The sequence below is a fragment of the Furfurilactobacillus siliginis genome (genome assembly GCF_001437435.1).
GTDB classification, from domain to species: Bacteria; Bacillota; Bacilli; order Lactobacillales; family Lactobacillaceae; genus Furfurilactobacillus; species Furfurilactobacillus siliginis.
Window position 1 is genome coordinate 1 of sequence record NZ_JQCB01000015.1, and the last position, 15,911, is coordinate 15,911.

The 15,911-nt window shown below is 41.5% G+C and carries 19 protein-coding genes; 3 read left to right on the forward strand and 16 right to left on the reverse strand.

What is annotated here, in order from left to right; all coding sequences use genetic code 11:
* Nucleotides 1-84 precede the first annotated feature (84 nt).
* Nucleotides 85-480, reverse strand: a complete 396-nt coding sequence (locus IV55_RS08620; RefSeq protein ID WP_057811333.1) for an ASCH domain-containing protein — start codon at nucleotides 478-480, stop codon at nucleotides 85-87.
* Nucleotides 481-597: 117 nt separating this feature from the next.
* Between IV55_RS08620 and IV55_RS08625 the strand changes: the two genes are divergently transcribed.
* From IV55_RS08625 to IV55_RS10360, 3 genes are all read left to right on the forward strand, one after another.
* Nucleotides 598-1,173 carry a TetR/AcrR family transcriptional regulator gene (locus tag IV55_RS08625; protein ID WP_057811335.1) on the forward strand — a complete coding sequence of 192 codons (576 nt, stop codon included), beginning with the start codon at nucleotides 598-600 and terminating at the stop codon, nucleotides 1,171-1,173.
* A gap of 102 nt (nucleotides 1,174-1,275) precedes the next feature.
* The gene (locus tag IV55_RS08630) at nucleotides 1,276-1,593 is read left to right on the forward strand and encodes a hypothetical protein (protein WP_057811336.1); all 318 of its coding nucleotides are present in this window, start codon (nucleotides 1,276-1,278) and stop codon (nucleotides 1,591-1,593) included.
* A 272-nt stretch (nucleotides 1,594-1,865) separates the two neighbouring features.
* Nucleotides 1,866-2,042, forward strand: a complete 177-nt coding sequence (locus IV55_RS10360) for a hypothetical protein (RefSeq protein WP_157047467.1) — start codon at nucleotides 1,866-1,868, stop codon at nucleotides 2,040-2,042.
* On the opposite strand, the gene IV55_RS08635 is transcribed toward IV55_RS10360, so the two are convergent.
* The 15 genes from IV55_RS08635 to IV55_RS08705 all read right to left on the reverse strand — a co-directional run bounded on the left by IV55_RS08635 (nucleotide 2,039) and on the right by IV55_RS08705 (nucleotide 15,892).
* Nucleotides 2,039-3,163 (reverse strand): ArdC-like ssDNA-binding domain-containing protein, encoded by a 1,125-nt coding sequence (locus IV55_RS08635; protein ID WP_057811338.1) that lies wholly within the window; start codon nucleotides 3,161-3,163, stop codon nucleotides 2,039-2,041. The two genes, IV55_RS10360 and IV55_RS08635, sit on opposite strands and share 4 nt — an antisense overlap.
* Before the next feature lie 3 nt (nucleotides 3,164-3,166).
* Entirely contained in the window at nucleotides 3,167-3,382 is a 216-nt protein-coding gene (locus tag IV55_RS08640; protein WP_057811340.1) for a hypothetical protein, read from the reverse strand.
* A 121-nt stretch (nucleotides 3,383-3,503) separates the two neighbouring features.
* Nucleotides 3,504-5,639 carry a type IA DNA topoisomerase gene (locus IV55_RS08645; RefSeq protein WP_057811342.1) on the reverse strand — a complete coding sequence of 712 codons (2,136 nt, stop codon included), beginning with the start codon at nucleotides 5,637-5,639 and terminating at the stop codon, nucleotides 3,504-3,506.
* A 6-nt stretch (nucleotides 5,640-5,645) separates the two neighbouring features.
* Nucleotides 5,646-6,056: a hypothetical protein gene (locus IV55_RS08650; protein WP_057811344.1), complete on the reverse strand. Its 411-nt coding sequence runs from the start codon at nucleotides 6,054-6,056 to the stop codon at nucleotides 5,646-5,648.
* Nucleotides 6,057-6,071: 15 nt separating this feature from the next.
* Nucleotides 6,072-6,911 (reverse strand): conjugal transfer protein TrbL family protein, encoded by an 840-nt coding sequence (locus tag IV55_RS08655; protein ID WP_057811345.1) that lies wholly within the window; start codon nucleotides 6,909-6,911, stop codon nucleotides 6,072-6,074.
* Between the two features lie 18 nt (nucleotides 6,912-6,929).
* Entirely contained in the window at nucleotides 6,930-7,319 is a 390-nt protein-coding gene (locus IV55_RS08660; protein WP_057811347.1) for a hypothetical protein, read from the reverse strand.
* A gap of 14 nt (nucleotides 7,320-7,333) precedes the next feature.
* On the reverse strand, nucleotides 7,334-8,845 hold the full coding sequence (locus tag IV55_RS08665) for a VirD4-like conjugal transfer protein, CD1115 family (RefSeq protein WP_057811349.1): 1,512 nt from the start codon (nucleotides 8,843-8,845) through the stop codon (nucleotides 7,334-7,336).
* Between the two features lies 1 nt (nucleotide 8,846).
* Nucleotides 8,847-9,317 carry a hypothetical protein gene (locus tag IV55_RS08670; RefSeq protein ID WP_057811351.1) on the reverse strand — a complete coding sequence of 157 codons (471 nt, stop codon included), beginning with the start codon at nucleotides 9,315-9,317 and terminating at the stop codon, nucleotides 8,847-8,849.
* A gap of 2 nt (nucleotides 9,318-9,319) precedes the next feature.
* Nucleotides 9,320-9,688: a thioredoxin domain-containing protein gene (locus IV55_RS08675; protein WP_016511113.1), complete on the reverse strand. Its 369-nt coding sequence runs from the start codon at nucleotides 9,686-9,688 to the stop codon at nucleotides 9,320-9,322.
* Complete coding sequence (locus IV55_RS08680) at nucleotides 9,675-10,292, reverse strand: hypothetical protein (protein WP_016511114.1); 618 nt, start codon at nucleotides 10,290-10,292, stop codon at nucleotides 9,675-9,677. The genes IV55_RS08675 and IV55_RS08680 overlap by 14 nt, the downstream gene beginning before the upstream one ends.
* A 13-nt stretch (nucleotides 10,293-10,305) precedes the next feature.
* Nucleotides 10,306-11,460 (reverse strand): phage tail tip lysozyme, encoded by a 1,155-nt coding sequence (locus IV55_RS08685; RefSeq protein WP_057811354.1) that lies wholly within the window; start codon nucleotides 11,458-11,460, stop codon nucleotides 10,306-10,308.
* Nucleotides 11,461-12,879 carry a type VII secretion protein EssB/YukC gene (locus tag IV55_RS08690; protein ID WP_057811356.1) on the reverse strand — a complete coding sequence of 473 codons (1,419 nt, stop codon included), beginning with the start codon at nucleotides 12,877-12,879 and terminating at the stop codon, nucleotides 11,461-11,463.
* Nucleotides 12,872-14,890, reverse strand: a complete 2,019-nt coding sequence (locus tag IV55_RS08695) for a VirB4 family type IV secretion system protein (RefSeq protein ID WP_057811358.1) — start codon at nucleotides 14,888-14,890, stop codon at nucleotides 12,872-12,874. The genes IV55_RS08690 and IV55_RS08695 overlap by 8 nt, the downstream gene beginning before the upstream one ends.
* A gap of 11 nt (nucleotides 14,891-14,901) precedes the next feature.
* The gene (gene trsD / locus IV55_RS08700; protein WP_046041334.1) at nucleotides 14,902-15,561 is read right to left on the reverse strand and encodes a TrsD/TraD family conjugative transfer protein; all 660 of its coding nucleotides are present in this window, start codon (nucleotides 15,559-15,561) and stop codon (nucleotides 14,902-14,904) included.
* On the reverse strand, nucleotides 15,530-15,892 hold the full coding sequence (locus IV55_RS08705) for a hypothetical protein (protein ID WP_035457693.1): 363 nt from the start codon (nucleotides 15,890-15,892) through the stop codon (nucleotides 15,530-15,532). The genes trsD and IV55_RS08705 overlap by 32 nt, the downstream gene beginning before the upstream one ends.
* Nucleotides 15,893-15,911: the final 19 nt, after the last annotated feature.

Below are 15,911 nucleotides of genomic sequence, written 5' to 3' on the forward strand. Positions count from 1 at the left end.
TCCAAAAGTACTAGGCCCTAATTTAAAAAGCCATTGATAATGGATCAAAAAAGGCCATTAGGGTATACCCTAGCGGCCAGGTTTTTACTTATGCACGACTTTAAAAGTTTCACAGATACATGGAATTTCATCTGTGAATACTTTTCCAGCCTGATAATATTCCTTTTCAAAAAAATCTTTATGACCCTTTCGCCAATATTTTAAGCTTCGATTTCCTTCACCTTCAAGGTAAGCATGATCAGCTGTAACTTTGTTAAAGTTTTTGATTTCAACTCGCTCTGTCTGTGTAATACATACAGGTGCTCCTGAACCGTCTAAAACAATACTGTAAGTACCTACTTTGGGTTTAGGCTCATCTTTTTCGTACAATTCCAGAGCAGGAGTATGGCTGTTTTTTTGCTGGCGGGGCTGCGGGCTTTTTGGTTCAACCACCACACCATCTGCGAAATCTGCCTTAGAAACCGGAGGGTCTTTTTTCAAAAGGCAAATTATAAGCTTTCTCAACAGACAAACAGAATTTTCTTGACAAACGCTAATTCTATAACATATAATATGAATGAATAAATTTTATATTCATTTTTAAAGAAGGGACACAAATTGATAGATAAAAAATCTGCCATTTTTAGTGCCGGACGAGATTTATTTCTTTTGAAAGGGTTCAAAGCGGTAAATGTGTCCGATGTAACAAAGCAAGCTGGTACGAGCGTGGGGACATTTTACAATTATTATCAATCAAAAGAAGAGCTTTTTTCAGATATATACCGTGAAGAAAATGAAATGGCTAAAAAGGCTATTATGGATGAGTTAAACCTAGATAATGACCCCGTTAGCATTGCAATTTCATTTATATCTGGAGTAATGAACACTTTACAATCTAATTTGATTTTGAAAGAATGGTATAATCAGGATGTCATGGGTGCTTTGGAAAAAACGTATCGGAACGAAGAAAACAAAAATGATAGTTTTATATACGTTTTTTTCAAAGGATTATTAAGAAAATGGAGAGCCGAGGGAAAAATTAGAAGTGATATTGATGATTCCCACGTTCTCGGTCTTTATGATTCCTTGATTTTTCTTGACACGCATAAAGATGAAGCAACCTTCGACCCTGTTGTAATGCAACTTCTTGTGGAGTTCGTTATGAAGGGTATCACTGATTTCAAAAAAGAATAAGCACTGATTGCTTATTCTTTTTTGAAATATATGAATGAATAAAAATAATGTTCATTTATTCATTCAAAACAAACGCATTATCTTAGAAAGGATGGTAAGTATATGGCTGGTTTAACAATTTTAGGGTATGTTCTGATGGCACTTGGAGTGATTGTAAGTATTGGAGGAGGCATCATTAAACCCATTGATTTAATGAACAGTGAGTTTATGTCATTTTTGACAGGGGGACTAATCCTCATTACTATTGGCCTTGCTTTGATAAAAAATATTCCCCAGTGGTTATTGTTGGCCACGCTATGGATAACGGCAGTTTCCATTATTGTCTATATGTATGGCTTTCATATGCCGGTTTGGGTGTTTGTTTCAGGTATCGTCGTTATTCTCGGCATGGGTATTTGGCTGACTACTTTAATACTTTAAAAAGTAAACATTGTATTGTGTAAAAACAAATAGGGATGGAGGTGGCTCTCCGTACAATACCCCTTAGGGTTGACACTTTAAATAATAAAAGTGTGAATCCTAGGGGGTGTTTTGCATTGTAAGTTATTAAACTATTGAAAAGCTTAAATTACGCGCGTTTTAAAATCAAGTTAGCCACTTTTATTACAAATTTGGGACAATAAAAAACATCAAGAACAGATATCCTGTATCATTGAAGTTCCAACACAAACAATGAAAGAGGTATTGTCCTGATGCATGAACAGGATATCACACGTCGTCAACCAGGTCATCATTTGTCTCAAATGGAACGCGGTAGAATTGCAGAACTTTACGCCACCGCCTTTAAAGCGGCTTGTATGGGAAGTCCTGTTCCAGCGGGGTTTCCTTTTTCTGTCTTTACTATAGCATGCCCTTTAAAAACTGGCTAACGATTCAGACTTTGATCAGATTCAGGATCAGGTTGTTTGATTCCCGGATTCTGTTCAGCAAATGCTTTCAGTTGTTTTTGCGTTCGATTACTGATTTCATGGTGTACATCATTTAATTTATTTTGTAGTTCTGATTTTTGTTGTGGATTCGTTGCTTGCTTAATTTGTTGTTGCAAGCTTTGATAGGACTTATTAAGATCCTGGGCTGATAGCTTTTTTAAATCATGCTCAGGTTCTTTTTGTGCTTCTTGTAAGCCTAATTGTTTGGTTAACCCGTCACTAAGCTCAATCACTTTGTTGCTAACTTGCTGGATTTCACTTAAAGCACTATGGATCACGGCTTTATCTTTGGCCCAGGTAGCTACATACCCGAGGGAGTAATTGCCTGTATCAACCCCAATGTTTTGCATGGCGACATATGCAACCGCTTCGGCTTGGGTTTCCTGATAAGCTCGTGGCCGATCTTTAAAGGCTGATTTTAATCCGTGTAGCTGGCTATGCGCATATTCGTGATATAACGTCTTTAGTTTCAAAGCATTGTCGGGCTCATCGCCACCAATGACGATTTCATTAGTGCTGGGTTGAAAATACCCCTTAGCCCCATTTAGCGTTGCTAAAGGCACTTCCCTGACTTTAAGGTCGGGTTGCTGGTTTAAATAATCTTTGAACGCGTTATATAAGCTTGTCACATTCTGATGATCAGCCAAATTTTCTTTGACAAAGTCTTTAGCGCTTAGGACAGGGTCACCACTAGTTTGTGCCACGTCGAAGATGGGTAGGTAACGATAACCAACAATGGCCCGTTCGTCGGTAGTATCAAGTCGCTTTTGCTCAGCGGGTGTCAATTTCTTAATAATCGGGGCCGCAATTCGAATGGACTTAGCGCCCTTATTAACGGTGCGGTTAAAATCTGTTTGCCATTGCTTAAATCCCGCGACCTGGGTCGCTTGCGGATTTTGCGCATAAATCAAATCAATGTTTCTGGCGCTATAATGATGGAATTTAGCCAAGGTATTGAGGTACTTTTTAAATTGGCCACTATCAGTTAATTTTAGGATTTGTTGTTCAGCCTGGGCGACCAATTGTGCTTTCCAGGCGTTAACATCTGCTTTACTCGGCATTGTCTACCCCTCCTCATCTTCAAAAATATCATTCAGTATGGGAGCTACTTTGGCTTGAATCGGGATCGTGCCATAAAGGGCGACATAGCCATCGGCTAATTTTTGCCAGGCCACTTGATAATAAGACCCATTTCCAGTAATTTCTTTTAAATACTTATAGGCTCCTTTAGTCTGCAAAACTGGTAATTCACTCCCAATGACTGCTAATTTATTATTCATTTTATGATCTCCTTTGCTTTGCTAATCTCACCCGTTGTTTAGGTTTACTTTTGGCTTTATAAAAGTGAACCTAAATGACGGGTTCACCAACCGCAACAACGTGCAGGGCGGTAGGCAGGTTCTAATCAAAATCAAAACTTAATTTATGACCGTCAAGTTTTAGCTTGGCGTCAAACGACTTACCTTTTTTGGTCTTGAAACCCTTTAGTTTGCTGGTTTCACCCTTGGTAACTAACGCTTTAATTGCGGTCTTCCCGAGCGTCTTGCTACTCCATTTCTTGGGCAGGGTAAAGCTTTCGCCTTGCTTAGGCTTTACAATGTAAAACTTCTGTTTATTTAAAACGGTCGCTTGCGGTGTTTCTAAGAAGACCTCGTCGGACTTTTGTGCTTGCTGTTGGTGATTGATTTGTTGCTTAATGGCTGCATTGCCGGTTAATTGTGTGGGAACATCAGCGATTAACTTGGCCACAAACTTCTTAATCTGGCTCAAAAAGTTATCCGGGGTGCGTTCTTCGGTACTGATTTGCTGTAACGCTTGCTCCCATTTAGCTGTCATTTCTGGACTAGTTAGCAAGGGTTCGAGTTCGACTGCTTTACATAAAGTAATCCCGGCGTCACTGACGTGGAGCTTATTTTTTTCAGTAACGAGATAGCCGCGTTTTTTTAATATTTCCAGTACATTTGCCCGGGTCGCACTTGTCCCAATGCCTTGCACGTCTTTGAGAATCGCCTGGGCTGCTTCATCATCAAGCGTTTTGCCGGCGGTCTTCATGGCCGTAATCAGGGTACCTTCGGTAAAGGGTACCGGTGGTGTCGTTTCTTTTTGCGGTGTTTGCAGATTCGCTTGAACTTGGTCGCCTTGGTGAACGATCGGTAGGGTGGCTGCCTCTTGCTGGTCGGCTTTGTGATCATCAAATAAAGCTTGCCAGCCTTGCTTAGTTGGGACCTTACCGGTTGCTTTAAAATTGGCGTCACCAACTTGGGTAATAATGGTGGTTTCCTCGTACTCGTACGGATCAGCAAACATCGCTAACGTCGTTCTTAAAACCAAGTCATAGACTTGTTGCTGTAATTTAGGTAAGCTGGCTAGTTTCTCTTTAGTCGGCACAACTTTAGTCATGATAATGGCGTAATGTTCTTCAACCTTTTTCCCATTGACGTAACGTTTATTTGGGGTGGTATTGGTTAAAGCGACTGGCTTAGAGACTAAACCCAGATACTTCGTCAGATTAGCCACTAAATAACTAAATTCTTCATCAGTGATATAAGCACAATCGGTGCGGGGATAACTCAACAACTTGGCTTCATATAAACTTTGAATGGCTGCTAAGGTTTGGCTGGCGCTGGCGTGATAACGTTTATTCATGGCACTTTGCAGACTGGATAGTGAGAATAGTTGGGGACTAGCACGCTTTTTGCCTTGTTTTTGGACGTCCTTGATTAATCCGTCCTGCGAGCCTTTATGAACGTGTTTAGCCTGCATGAATGTCATTAGCCCTGCTTCGTCTTTAAATCGCTGATAGGGGTCTAATTTTGCGACGAATTTTTGCTGATTAGCTACAATTTCCGCATTTAGTTCAAAATAGGGTTCCGGCTTAAAGTTTTTGATTGCCTGGTCTTTTTGATAGACCATATACAAGGTTGGCGTCTGCACGCGACCAATTGAGTACACCCCACGTACCCCTTTTTGTCTTAATAACAAAGTATATAAGGGACTACCATTCATACCGATCAACCAATCACTAATTTGCCGGGTTTGAGCTTCTTTATAAGCCAAATAGTCTTTGTGCCAATCACCAAGATTTTTGAATCCAGTAATAATGGCGTCTTTTTCCAAACTATTCAACCATAGCCGCTTAATGGTCTTCTTTTTAACGTCAATCTGGGCTTGGTTCATGATTGACCAGGCGATATTGGAGCCTTCCCGACCACTATCGGTAGCAACAATAATGGTATCGGCCTTCGTTAACAGGTCTTTAACGACCTTGAATTGATCTTTTTTGCTAGCTGACACTTCAAACTTGTATTTGTTGGGGAAAATCGGTAAATTAGATAGGGCCCATTGCTGGTATTTCTGATCATATTTATCCGGTGTGGCTAGTTCAACTAAATGTCCGAGACCATACGTGACAAGCGTATTTTCGGGCAAAACAGGGTCGCTAACCGTATAGTAACCCTGTTTTTTTGTGCTCTTTTGAAAGGCTTGGACGTATGAACGGGCTTGACTAGGTTTTTCAGCTAAGATAACAGTGGTCATGTTCGTTCACTCCTTGTGATTAAGTTTCTGTTCTAATTCTGTTTTACCTTGTTCAGCTGCATTTAACCAAGCTTCACGGCGCAATTCTTGTTGTTGGTCTATCGATTGTTGTTTCAAATATTGTTGATACCGTTTGATGGCTTTGAGATCTGCAATGGCTGACCAGCGAAACAATAGGCCCCCAAGCAGTAAAACTAAGGACATTAGCGCTGTTCCTAAAAAATCGGTTTGGTTTGACGTGAAAAACTCTTGGTATAAATCCGTTAATAGGAGGTAAATTCCCATTAAATAGAAGATCATACTAACTAAGGTATCAAAATAGTAAGACAGCTTAGTCCGCCGGGAAGGTGTTGTAAAAGGGTCAGTTCGCATATCCTTTTTAGCTTTTTCCAATAACCAGTGTGCGATTTTCTTCATAACTATTTCTCCCTTCTAGTGGCTACGGAAATAATTTTGAAACATTCTCATGGCACCCATACCAGCACTTTTAGTCACACCGGTTGAAGCCCAAAAGTCTTTAACCGCGTCAGGCGTTTTGACCACCAGAAAGCCGAATCCGATTGAAGCAATAAAAGCAATAAACCCGTATTTAGCCATATTAGTGAAACACCATACTGATAATGACATACAAAGCACCTGGCTAATAATGGAGGCATTGTAATAAATGTACTTCTTCCACCACGTGCCACTGTAATCAAAACTTTCAGTCGCCATGCTCATTGCAGCTAAAGGAATCGTCAGGTTGTACCAAGCCATATCAGCCACAAACACACACATTTTGATAAAGAACACGACAGTTACGACAGTGAAGATTAGTAGAAATAAAATCTGTAAGGGTAGCGAAATGCCAACATCTTTTAGCCCAGGAACTTTATTCATGCCGGTAATCGATTTAGCAGTAAATTTCTGATCAGAACTAAACATATACTTTAACAGGGGTAAGGTAATTGAGCCTTGAATAAAGCCCTGTAAGAACACAAAAACTGGGATCACGGCCGCTGATTTAATCCCGTCCATGATGATATTAGCCCAAGTAACATCGGTACTTTCGTCTGCCTCTTTTAGAATTGTCATCACAATACGCCCAAGGACGACCACGACTACTAACGATGTCGCAAAGGTCAGGAAGATGGCATACCATGTTTTAACAATGGGCAAACTTTGATTGGCTTGGTCAATAATGGCCTTGCATATGTTGAATAAACCGTCCAACAAACCAGATAATGCCCATTCAAAAAAGTGTGTAATAGCTGATTGAATGATTTCTGTCATTTTAAAATCCTCCTTTGTCTATTTGGGAATGAGTGAGACCGTACCAGTATCACTTTTAGCCAGTGTGTTAATTGGTGTTAGTTTATATTTGTCTGATTGCTTCTTAATCTTAAACAGTCGTGTTTCTGTGCTACCTGAAACACTATTTTTACCAATGAACTTAATTTGTTCATTGCCCTTGTTTTCAATCAACTTGTAAGTATAAACTTCGCTAAAGCCCGCTTGGGTAAGTGTTAAGTTGCTTTTCGAAAACTTTGCAGTAGTGGCCATACCATTATCTTTGCTAGAAGCAAATGTCCACTGGTGACTTTGCAAATCTTGTGCTGTAGACTTCCCACAAGCGGTAAGACCAACAACAATCAGTAACACTGTCATCACAGCGATTATATATTTCCGATATTTTTTCATTAATATGTCCTCCATTATCCAAGCATTTTCTTATGTCTAGACTCTAATTCTTGATCGATATTGTCCTGCAATTTGTCTTCTTCGTCATCGGTTGTTTGATCGTCTTTTTTTGCTTGGTGTTGTGCTTTAACCGTCTGATTCCACTTATCTACCTTATTCTTAAAGTTGGTTTCTTGGCTGGCTTCTGGTTGGCCTTGATACTCATTCTGTGACAAGTTAACCAAATGATCAGCCCCTGGAAATAGTTTAAATTGGAACGCTTTTGTAGCTTTGACTGGTCGCGCATTGCTAAAGATTAATAAGCTCTGATCTTCGGGCATACGCATAATTTCATCGGGCGTCATGAGCGAACGACTCGTATAGCTGTAACTATCACTTTTACTGTGACTTTCTTCCTTGCTATGACTGGTACTCTCACTACCGGTTTCCACTTTCACGGTTGATTTTCCTAACAGATCACTAAAGTATTTAGCGGTCACATCATTAGCGGCATTCAAGCAAATTTTAACGGCATGATTACCTAAGATACTCTCGGCCTTATCCTTGCCATACAAGGCTTGTAGCTGGGTTAAGGTTTGACAAATGGTGGTGACACCAATGCCGTACCCTCGACACGTTGCTAAAAATTCTTCATACTTTGGGAATTTGCCTAAATTGACAAATTCATCAAGGATAAAGTCGACTTGGTGGGGCAATTTAGCGTGATGATCGGCGGCTAATTTGTATAATTCATCAAACAATTGTGAGAAAAACAGATTGATGAAGCTTTCATAGGTATTATCCATCACCGGAATAATCACATATAGCACAACTTTGGCTTTGCCAATCTCTTTTAAATCAAAATCCGAAAAGCTGGTAAAATCGGCCACTTCCTTGTCGACGAACTTCGAAATGGTCGCCAGCAAACTTTCAATAATACTAGCTTTCATTTCCCCTTTGGCTTTTTTGAAACCTAACTCATAAGCGCGTCTCGCTGGATCAGTCATGGTTAAATCAAGAAACAAGGTGTCTAGCGGACTATCTGCGCCCTTTTCCTCAGCTTCAACGTCGTTTTCTTGTAAAACTTGGGTCACGCCCGCCAAATTTCGTTGTTCTGGTGACCGGTGGTTCATGACAAACAGGATTAGTGCCTTCAAAAGTTGACGTTGGGTACTGAACCACACATCTTTTTTACCTTCGGCATTTTCACTCTGAACGATCTTGGTGGCGACAGTTTCAGCTTGAATATCTCGTTGAATATAATCAAAGGGATTGTAGCGATCACTATGCGCCATGTTGGCAAAGTTGACGACATGTACTTGATAACCCTGGGCTAGTTTGATACCGGCCGTCTTTTCGTATAATTCACCTTTCGGATCGGTCACGACAATGCTGTTCTCCGTTTCGTTAAACAGGTTGGTAATGACGACTGATTGGGTCTTATATGATCCAGGTCCCCCAACCACAAAGATATTCCGATTGGGTTTGGTGCTGTTATTCTGGTAAACAATCCGTTTATCCACGATCCCTAAAATTGTCCCATTCATGTTAATCTACCCCCTTCGCTGACTTTTCTCGATCCACTAATGATTTGAGAATTTCGGCCTTGGTACTCTTGTTAAATGCTGTGGTGAGGTCTTTGGCATTGATACTAAAGTAATGGTCACTTAATTCTTTTAGATCACCCCAGGTCGCACTCCCGTGGGTTTCAGTGTCCGCAGTCTCCCACGCTTTGTGCTTGCTATTGCGTTTCAAAGCAAAATAAATGGTGTATAGGACCACAGCGATACTGACGATAATTAATACCGGGTTCTTTTGACCCAAATACAAGTTGTAATAGTGCCAGGGGTGTAAGACTAACTGCTTTAACACCGTTGGCATATGATCCGCAAAAGTTAGCTTATAGTGCGACAAGGCCATGACTGCTCCGGCTAAAATCTCCGCTAAATACAAGCCAATGATTAGCGTTAGTAGATATGGCCAACTAGCTTTAATCACAGCTATGCTTCTATCTTTCATTTCTAATCACCTACGATTCGTTTAATTTGCGACTGCTTGGTACCAACATACCGTTGATTGCCACTAATCAAGGTTGGCACCGCCGTTAGCTGATATTTTTGAATGTAATGCCGATTCTTCGGTTGATTCATATTAATCAAAATGATGTTGTGACTGATGACGTTATGCCAATAAATCTGGTGGAAAATAGCTTGGCAATCCGGGCAATCATCACGGTAAAAGAACAGAACTTTATCAGAATGCTTAGCCAGCGTCACAACTGTTTTCTCTTTCTCAACATGGTTCACATAGCTATGACCTGCAAAGCCTAATACTGCAAGTATCACCACGATCACCGCTAGGGCTTTGCTTACTTTTTTAATCAAGGTCACTCGCTTTAAAACTGTTCCCAAGATTCTGTACATCAGTGATTCGATCCGTGGTGGTATCGAAAGTCACTTGATAAAGTACCGTCGCCTTTTGCCAGTCGTTGTCGCCACTCTTACTTTCGTAACTGACAACGGCCAAGCCTTTCATATTTTGCCCCTGCTTACTTTGCGTATACAGGTTCAGTTGATTTAACTTAGCTGAAACGCTATTGCTATCACCATACGTGCCCTTATTTGAAAAGTATTGCTGATATAGCTTGTCGGAAATCAAGTCTTTCACGCCATCTTTACGCTGTCCGTAGGTCTTGGGCTTAAAGTTGTTCATGACCTTAAAGAACTTGGTGACTACCGTATTAAAACTCAGTTCAGCCTGACTTTTATCTTTATTATTTTGGTAGGTCTTATAACTGTCAATTTGGGTGCTCAATAACTGCTTTTGTTGGTTGGTTTTAGTCAATTGCTGACTAACTTGTCGCTTTTGCTGTTGTAAGCGACTGATCTGTTGTTGCGCCTGCTTAACTTGGCTATGTTGATAGGCATTCGCCCCTAATGACATGATTAAGATCAAACTACCAATCGCAATACTTAAAACCATGCTGCGTTTCATTTACTCGTCCTCCTTACTTCTTGATTGGCCGGGCTAACGTTACATCGCTACCGTTCAATAAACTATAAAAAGCGGTGCCAAAAGTGCTTTCGTTAACTTTATCACCCGTACCACCTTGCTCAATAATCTTGGTGGCTTTACCTTGCCATTTATCTAGCAGAATGGCAGTGTGACCGTTGTTTCCGGCTCCCGCACCTTGATTGACGATGACAATATCGCCGGCCTTTGCGTCATTTTCACTGATCTGTTTCAGATATTGATGGCTGCCTTTGGCGTCACTGGCCATCGTGCCGGTAAACCAGCCCATGTTGGCCGGTACCTTGTAACCAGCTTTATTAAGCGCTAACCAGACAAAGCCCGAACAATCAGTTCCACCAGTTTTGCTGGGATTCTTTAAATCACTGCCTAAATCGGGGCCGGGGTGGGTTTGAACATAGTAGAAATCGCCTTTCATACTTTCTGCGTTTTTGACGATACTACCACCGGAATAGCTCGGGTCACTATCACAACCTAACTCGGTCAGATCGCCGGAACTCGCATTGTCTAACGTATTACCGGCCACGGGATCACTCGCCCCGAACACGGAATACCAATGATCGGCATAACCGTATCTTTGGCTTAAATACCATTGTTCCGGGTTTTTGCTCATGCCTTCATAATCCATTAACCAGGCTTTCGTCGCTTTGTGCACGTCCGTATATTTAAAGATCTGCTTGTTTGACGCATAGTAACTACTGTTCAATTCTTGATCGAGATAGTCCAACTGAACCCCGAGATTGGTCGCTGGTTTGTTTTCTTTGTGGGCTAAGTCCTCCAACTTATCTTTACGGCCGCCTAACCACTGGGCTAAGCCCGTGGCCCCGGAACTGGAATTAACGGACTTGGGATCAAGGCGACTTTCTAGTTGTAAGACGCCCAAGATACCAGCTGCCGCTTGTGGCGTTGCACCATACTTCTGTTTCCAGTGCGCATAGATATTTTTGGCATTTTCCGTCATGCTCTTACTATCTAACTGTGTTTCTGTAGTGGTTGAGTTATCACAACTGTTTTCTTGCAATTGACCTGTTACTGCCGCAATTAACAAGATGATTAGCAGAAGGGCGCCGCCCACAATATAAGCAATCAACTTCCACTTCTTTTTCTTATATTCGAAAGACAGTACTTGCATTTAATCACCCACTTTGTGCTTGGCCTGATCGACTTGTTTTTGCGCTGCTGATTGGTCACTCTGCGCGTTCTTTAAGTCCGACTTAGCCGAATCCACCTTCTTGTCTTTGTCCTTATCTTTACTGCCATCAATCTTGTTGGCGTCATCTAACTTCTTTTGGGCGTCGCTAACTTCGTTCTTAGCGGCATTGAGACTTAACAAGGCTTTTAAATACTTAGCTTTAGGACTGTTCACGCCGGCTAACTTGGTTTGGACAGTCTGGGCGTCTTGCGTATCATTATGGGCGAGGAAAGCTTGTCCCATTCTCAATAAAACATCAGCGTTCGTCGTAAAGGATAATTGGTTATTAAGCGTATTGGTATCATAATTAACAATCGCTTTTTCGAGTTTCAATTGATCTTTTTGCTTACTCGTCGCCTTAGTTGGTAACTGCCAATCGGCCACTTGACTGCTATCTTGGTTGGTATAAGCCGCATTAACAACCTTGTTCAACTGACTTGGGTCAACGTTTAAGGCTTGCTGGTACTGACGATGCTTTAAAAAGACACTGACTTGCTTAGTTAAAGGATAGCCGGCCCGTTTCATATCTTTTTGCGCTTCCGACCACTTTTGATCATTTAAAGCGGTCTGAATTTGACCGCTATATTTTAATCGCGTGACCTGGGCTTGGTTCTGGTTAGCTAAGCTTTGATACTGCCGTTCGTCACTTTTATGGACTAAGCCGACGGCCAAAACGGCCACAATCGCCACCCCGGCCATACTCAACCATAAACGTTGTTTGGTTTTCTGCTGGGCCGTTTCAACTTCCTGCCATTCGTGATAGCTCACAAAGTCCTCAATGCCGTTAACCACTTCCGTTAACTCATTTAACGACGTAGCTTTAGCTACTTGTTGTAAATAGTCGTCCGGGTGTTTGGCCAAGGCTTCTTGGGGATTGCTTAGTAGCCGTTCATAGGGCGTCCCCGTCAAGCAAAACAGAATCAGCGCTTTGTATTTGGCTAAATTGCTATGCTTGTCATCATAAGGCATGAGTTCATTGGCCCGGTAGGCGTACCAAACATGTTGCATGGGGTAATACCACAGGTTAGCTGGGTTCAACGCAACGTGATACTGGCTATCATTAACCACCTTTTGCGCCATGATTTCCTTGGCAATCGCTGAACGGATTGCTTTATTTTCATGTGGTAATTCCTTTAATGACCTGACCTTATCCGGCAAGGTATAAGTTAAAACAACCTTCTGGTCTTGCTCAACTACGTTAACCAACTGTAAGAAATTGGCATCAGCTTGCTTTAATTCGTTTAGCTCACTCAACTGGTCGTATCGAAACTGATTGTGATTGAGTTCGAGAATTAACTGGTTTCCCTGTCGCTTGAAGGTGCCAACCTCGATATTCAATAATTGGTTTGGTTTACTCATTTAAAGTCCCGCCTTCCTCCTCGGTGGTAGTTAAAGCGTCAATCTCACTAGGTGTTAAGACCACGCGCTTTTGATAGTCCGGTTGCCCGGCTGTCTCACGGTGATATTTTTCTTGGTAAGCTTCTGGGTCAATTAGCCGTAGTTCTTCTTCGGTCAACTCGACACGCATAAAGGCGCGTTGGCTACCATAGATCATCAGGGCTTCGCCTTGTCTACGACGTTCTAGTAGCTTCTTTTCTTTATCCGAGAACGTCATACGCAATTTGGTAATCACATCATCAACGCCTTTACCGTCTAACCCGAAAAAGACTTTCGTGTAGGAGTTACCGATAATAGCTTCACCTATGTTTTGACCGGTATCAGTCGTTCCTTCGATCACATCTTGAATTTGCTGTGTTCCGGCAATCGCTCCGGCATTGTACTTTCTAAACCGCTTGTAGGCTTGGTGGAAAAAGGTGGCGGCCGCTTTGTGTAAGGTTAAAAAGTGAAATTCATCAACAAACAATTTCTTGCGGCTATGCCGATCTTTGGTAATTTCGTCCCACAGGTATTGAAAAGTATTCAGATAGGCGGCTGATTGGACTTCCTGCTCACTTTGTAGCGGTTTTAAATCAAAGGAAATGATTTTCCCTTTTAAGTTAACGTTGGTATGGCCGTCAAATAGGCTGTTAGAACCATGGGTATAACTGCCTAAGATGTAGTAGAAGTCTTTGACCCGATTGAATTTGTCGGCGTCCTTATCTGCCAATTTTTCCAACTCGTCATAAACATTGGATAAGGTCGGCCACTGATCGTCTTTAATTTCTTTTAAGCGGCTATATTTCAAAACGCCACTGTTGACGTAAGCTTGTTTAACGACATTATCAAGGATTGCCAGTTCAACTTGGGTAATCCCGGTTTTAAGGACTTCAAAGAACCCCTTTAATCGCTGGATTTTATCTTTGACTAATAAATCAAGGTTTGTGACCGCTTCATCGGCGCTTAAGATTTCTTCGGAAAAAATTTGTAGCGGATTAATTTTGTACTTAGCATTAGAAGTTAGGTGCAAGACTGCCCCACCCAGGGCTTCGACAATTTTGGTATATTCATTTTCTGGATCAATAATGTAGAGTTGATAGTCTTGAATGGCGTAGCGTAGGATTTTCTGAATCATATAAGTGGTCTTGCCGACCCCCGAGGTCCCGATAATCACTTGATTTTGATTTAGGGTCTTGTTGCGATCCAGCATATCTACGGCAATTAAGCTGTTGGTATCTTTGTTAACCCCTTCAATATCGCTTCTCGGCTTTAAGTCCAGAATTTCAGCGTCATCAAAAGGAAACATGCTGCTGGCGACTTCGGTATTACTTTCTTTATAGGTGTAATCCCCCATGAGGTTCTCGTTAATTGGCATGGTTGACCAGAAAGCTTGAAAGGTTGCTTTAACGGGCACTAAGGGCTTCATTTGTAGTTTAATCAACGTATTCTTGACGTTCTCGGTTAAATCGTCTAATTCTGCTAAACTGTTAGCCCGCAGATAAACCAACATATGTTGATAGACAAATGTGGTAGAATTATCAAGGTATTTATCTAGTTGCATGTTGGCTGAATCAATATAATTTTGCAGAATCTTCTTTTTATACGGGTCGAACGTATTTAACTTCTGCGCTTCCTTATTTTGAATCGTCTTCTTGTAATAGGTAATCATTGAATTGTTACTGGCGCTGTCGATATATTGCACAATATCGATAACGCCTTTTTTGCGCTTTAACTCTGATAGCCAGTTGCCATACACCCGCTTGGGATAGTCAGCAATCGCTAACACCCGAATAAAATTCTCCCCCGACTGGACGTAGGTGGGGTACTGTTCCCAGCTAAACGGGAATAGTGAATGCAAGCTATCGTGATCAATCAGTTTGGTAAAATCCTCAACCTCCGGTTTGGGCTTACTACCCGTTTGGTCGCTGTTGCCTTGGTTATGCTCTTTTTTAGTTGGCATAAATAAATCAATGACCTTATCACCAAAACTCATACTGTTGCCCCCTATCCATTAAAATTGATCAAGTTCTTTAAAATCTCTTGGACTTCTTGACTGGTCAAAACTTTGGCCGTCACATCAAAATCCGTTAACGCATTTTCAATGTCTCGTTTAACCTGTTCGATCTTTTCGTCTAAATGAGTGACGGCTAAGTTTAAGCTTTTAACGCTCTTGTCTTTAATCGGTACCTTAACGATTAGCAGATGTTGCTTAGTTGTCATGTTTTTGGATTCCTGGACTTTAGTAAAGTGGTCCAAATAACTGGCTATGAGTTGGATTTTGAACTGTTGCTCCGGGTGGTCTTTTTGTAAGGCGAGATACCGCCGTTTGAGACCATTGAGATAAGCCGTCATATTGACGGGAATCGTCGGTTCTAAGAACTGTAACGTGTCATCAACGCCTTCACCTAAGGTACTCATGAGAAACGCACCATAGTCCTCAAAAACGTCCTGTTGTTCGGTTTCATTAAGTAGATCAAGGTTGATCCCACTAACTTCCAAAATGCCAACGAGATTACCGGTTTTGGTAACTTCGTAATTACCATACATACCCACCACCAAGCTCATGTCATCAATGGTCTCTTTGCCACCATTGATTTTAGGCGGTTGATAATCCCAATCGAGCTTGGCTGTTTTATTGGCGGTTTTGCTCTTCTTCAAACGCATTTAGTTCACCTCGCTTCTTCGGTTTTAAATAAAACAGTTTCTGACCATTGGCATAGTGGCGTTTCAACTTAAAGTTATCCCGCACTTTAATATTCTTCCGCGCCGCAACTGGCCTAATTGTTAAAATAGCCATGACAATCGTCATGGCTAAGACAACAATCACTATTTTTATCAGGACTAAGATCAGACCATAGGGTGGGATCGCAATAAAAATTAAGCCCACTAGTCCTGCCAGCGCCGCATAGCCAAAATCCTTCAAGGTGTAGTCTTTCCAGATCCCGTAATCTTTATCTACGTTCTCTGGAAAGATAAATTCTTTTCCTTTCTTCATTTGGCAGGCTCCTTTTTAA

Bases quoted from the DNA above. Each gene is read 5' to 3' on its own strand.
- IV55_RS08630 (WP_057811336.1), top strand. From the start codon at position 1,276: ATGGCTGGTTTAACAATTTTAGGGTATGTTCTGATGGCACTTGGAGTG.
- IV55_RS10360 (WP_157047467.1), top strand. From the start codon at position 1,866: ATGCATGAACAGGATATCACACGTCGTCAACCAGGTCATCATTTGTCT.
- IV55_RS08635 (WP_057811338.1), bottom strand. From the start codon at position 3,163: ATGCCGAGTAAAGCAGATGTTAACGCCTGGAAAGCACAATTGGTCGCC.
- IV55_RS08640 (WP_057811340.1), bottom strand. From the start codon at position 3,382: ATGAATAATAAATTAGCAGTCATTGGGAGTGAATTACCAGTTTTGCAG.
- IV55_RS08645 (WP_057811342.1), bottom strand. From the start codon at position 5,639: ATGACCACTGTTATCTTAGCTGAAAAACCTAGTCAAGCCCGTTCATAC.
- IV55_RS08650 (WP_057811344.1), bottom strand. From the start codon at position 6,056: ATGAAGAAAATCGCACACTGGTTATTGGAAAAAGCTAAAAAGGATATG.
- IV55_RS08655 (WP_057811345.1), bottom strand. From the start codon at position 6,911: ATGACAGAAATCATTCAATCAGCTATTACACACTTTTTTGAATGGGCA.
- IV55_RS08660 (WP_057811347.1), bottom strand. From the start codon at position 7,319: ATGAAAAAATATCGGAAATATATAATCGCTGTGATGACAGTGTTACTG.
- IV55_RS08665 (WP_057811349.1), bottom strand. From the start codon at position 8,845: ATGAATGGGACAATTTTAGGGATCGTGGATAAACGGATTGTTTACCAG.
- IV55_RS08670 (WP_057811351.1), bottom strand. From the start codon at position 9,317: ATGAAAGATAGAAGCATAGCTGTGATTAAAGCTAGTTGGCCATATCTA.
- IV55_RS08680 (WP_016511114.1), bottom strand. From the start codon at position 10,292: ATGAAACGCAGCATGGTTTTAAGTATTGCGATTGGTAGTTTGATCTTA.
- IV55_RS08685 (WP_057811354.1), bottom strand. From the start codon at position 11,460: ATGCAAGTACTGTCTTTCGAATATAAGAAAAAGAAGTGGAAGTTGATT.
- IV55_RS08690 (WP_057811356.1), bottom strand. From the start codon at position 12,879: ATGAGTAAACCAAACCAATTATTGAATATCGAGGTTGGCACCTTCAAG.
- IV55_RS08695 (WP_057811358.1), bottom strand. From the start codon at position 14,890: ATGAGTTTTGGTGATAAGGTCATTGATTTATTTATGCCAACTAAAAAA.
- trsD (WP_046041334.1), bottom strand. From the start codon at position 15,561: ATGCGTTTGAAGAAGAGCAAAACCGCCAATAAAACAGCCAAGCTCGAT.
- IV55_RS08705 (WP_035457693.1), bottom strand. From the start codon at position 15,892: ATGAAGAAAGGAAAAGAATTTATCTTTCCAGAGAACGTAGATAAAGAT.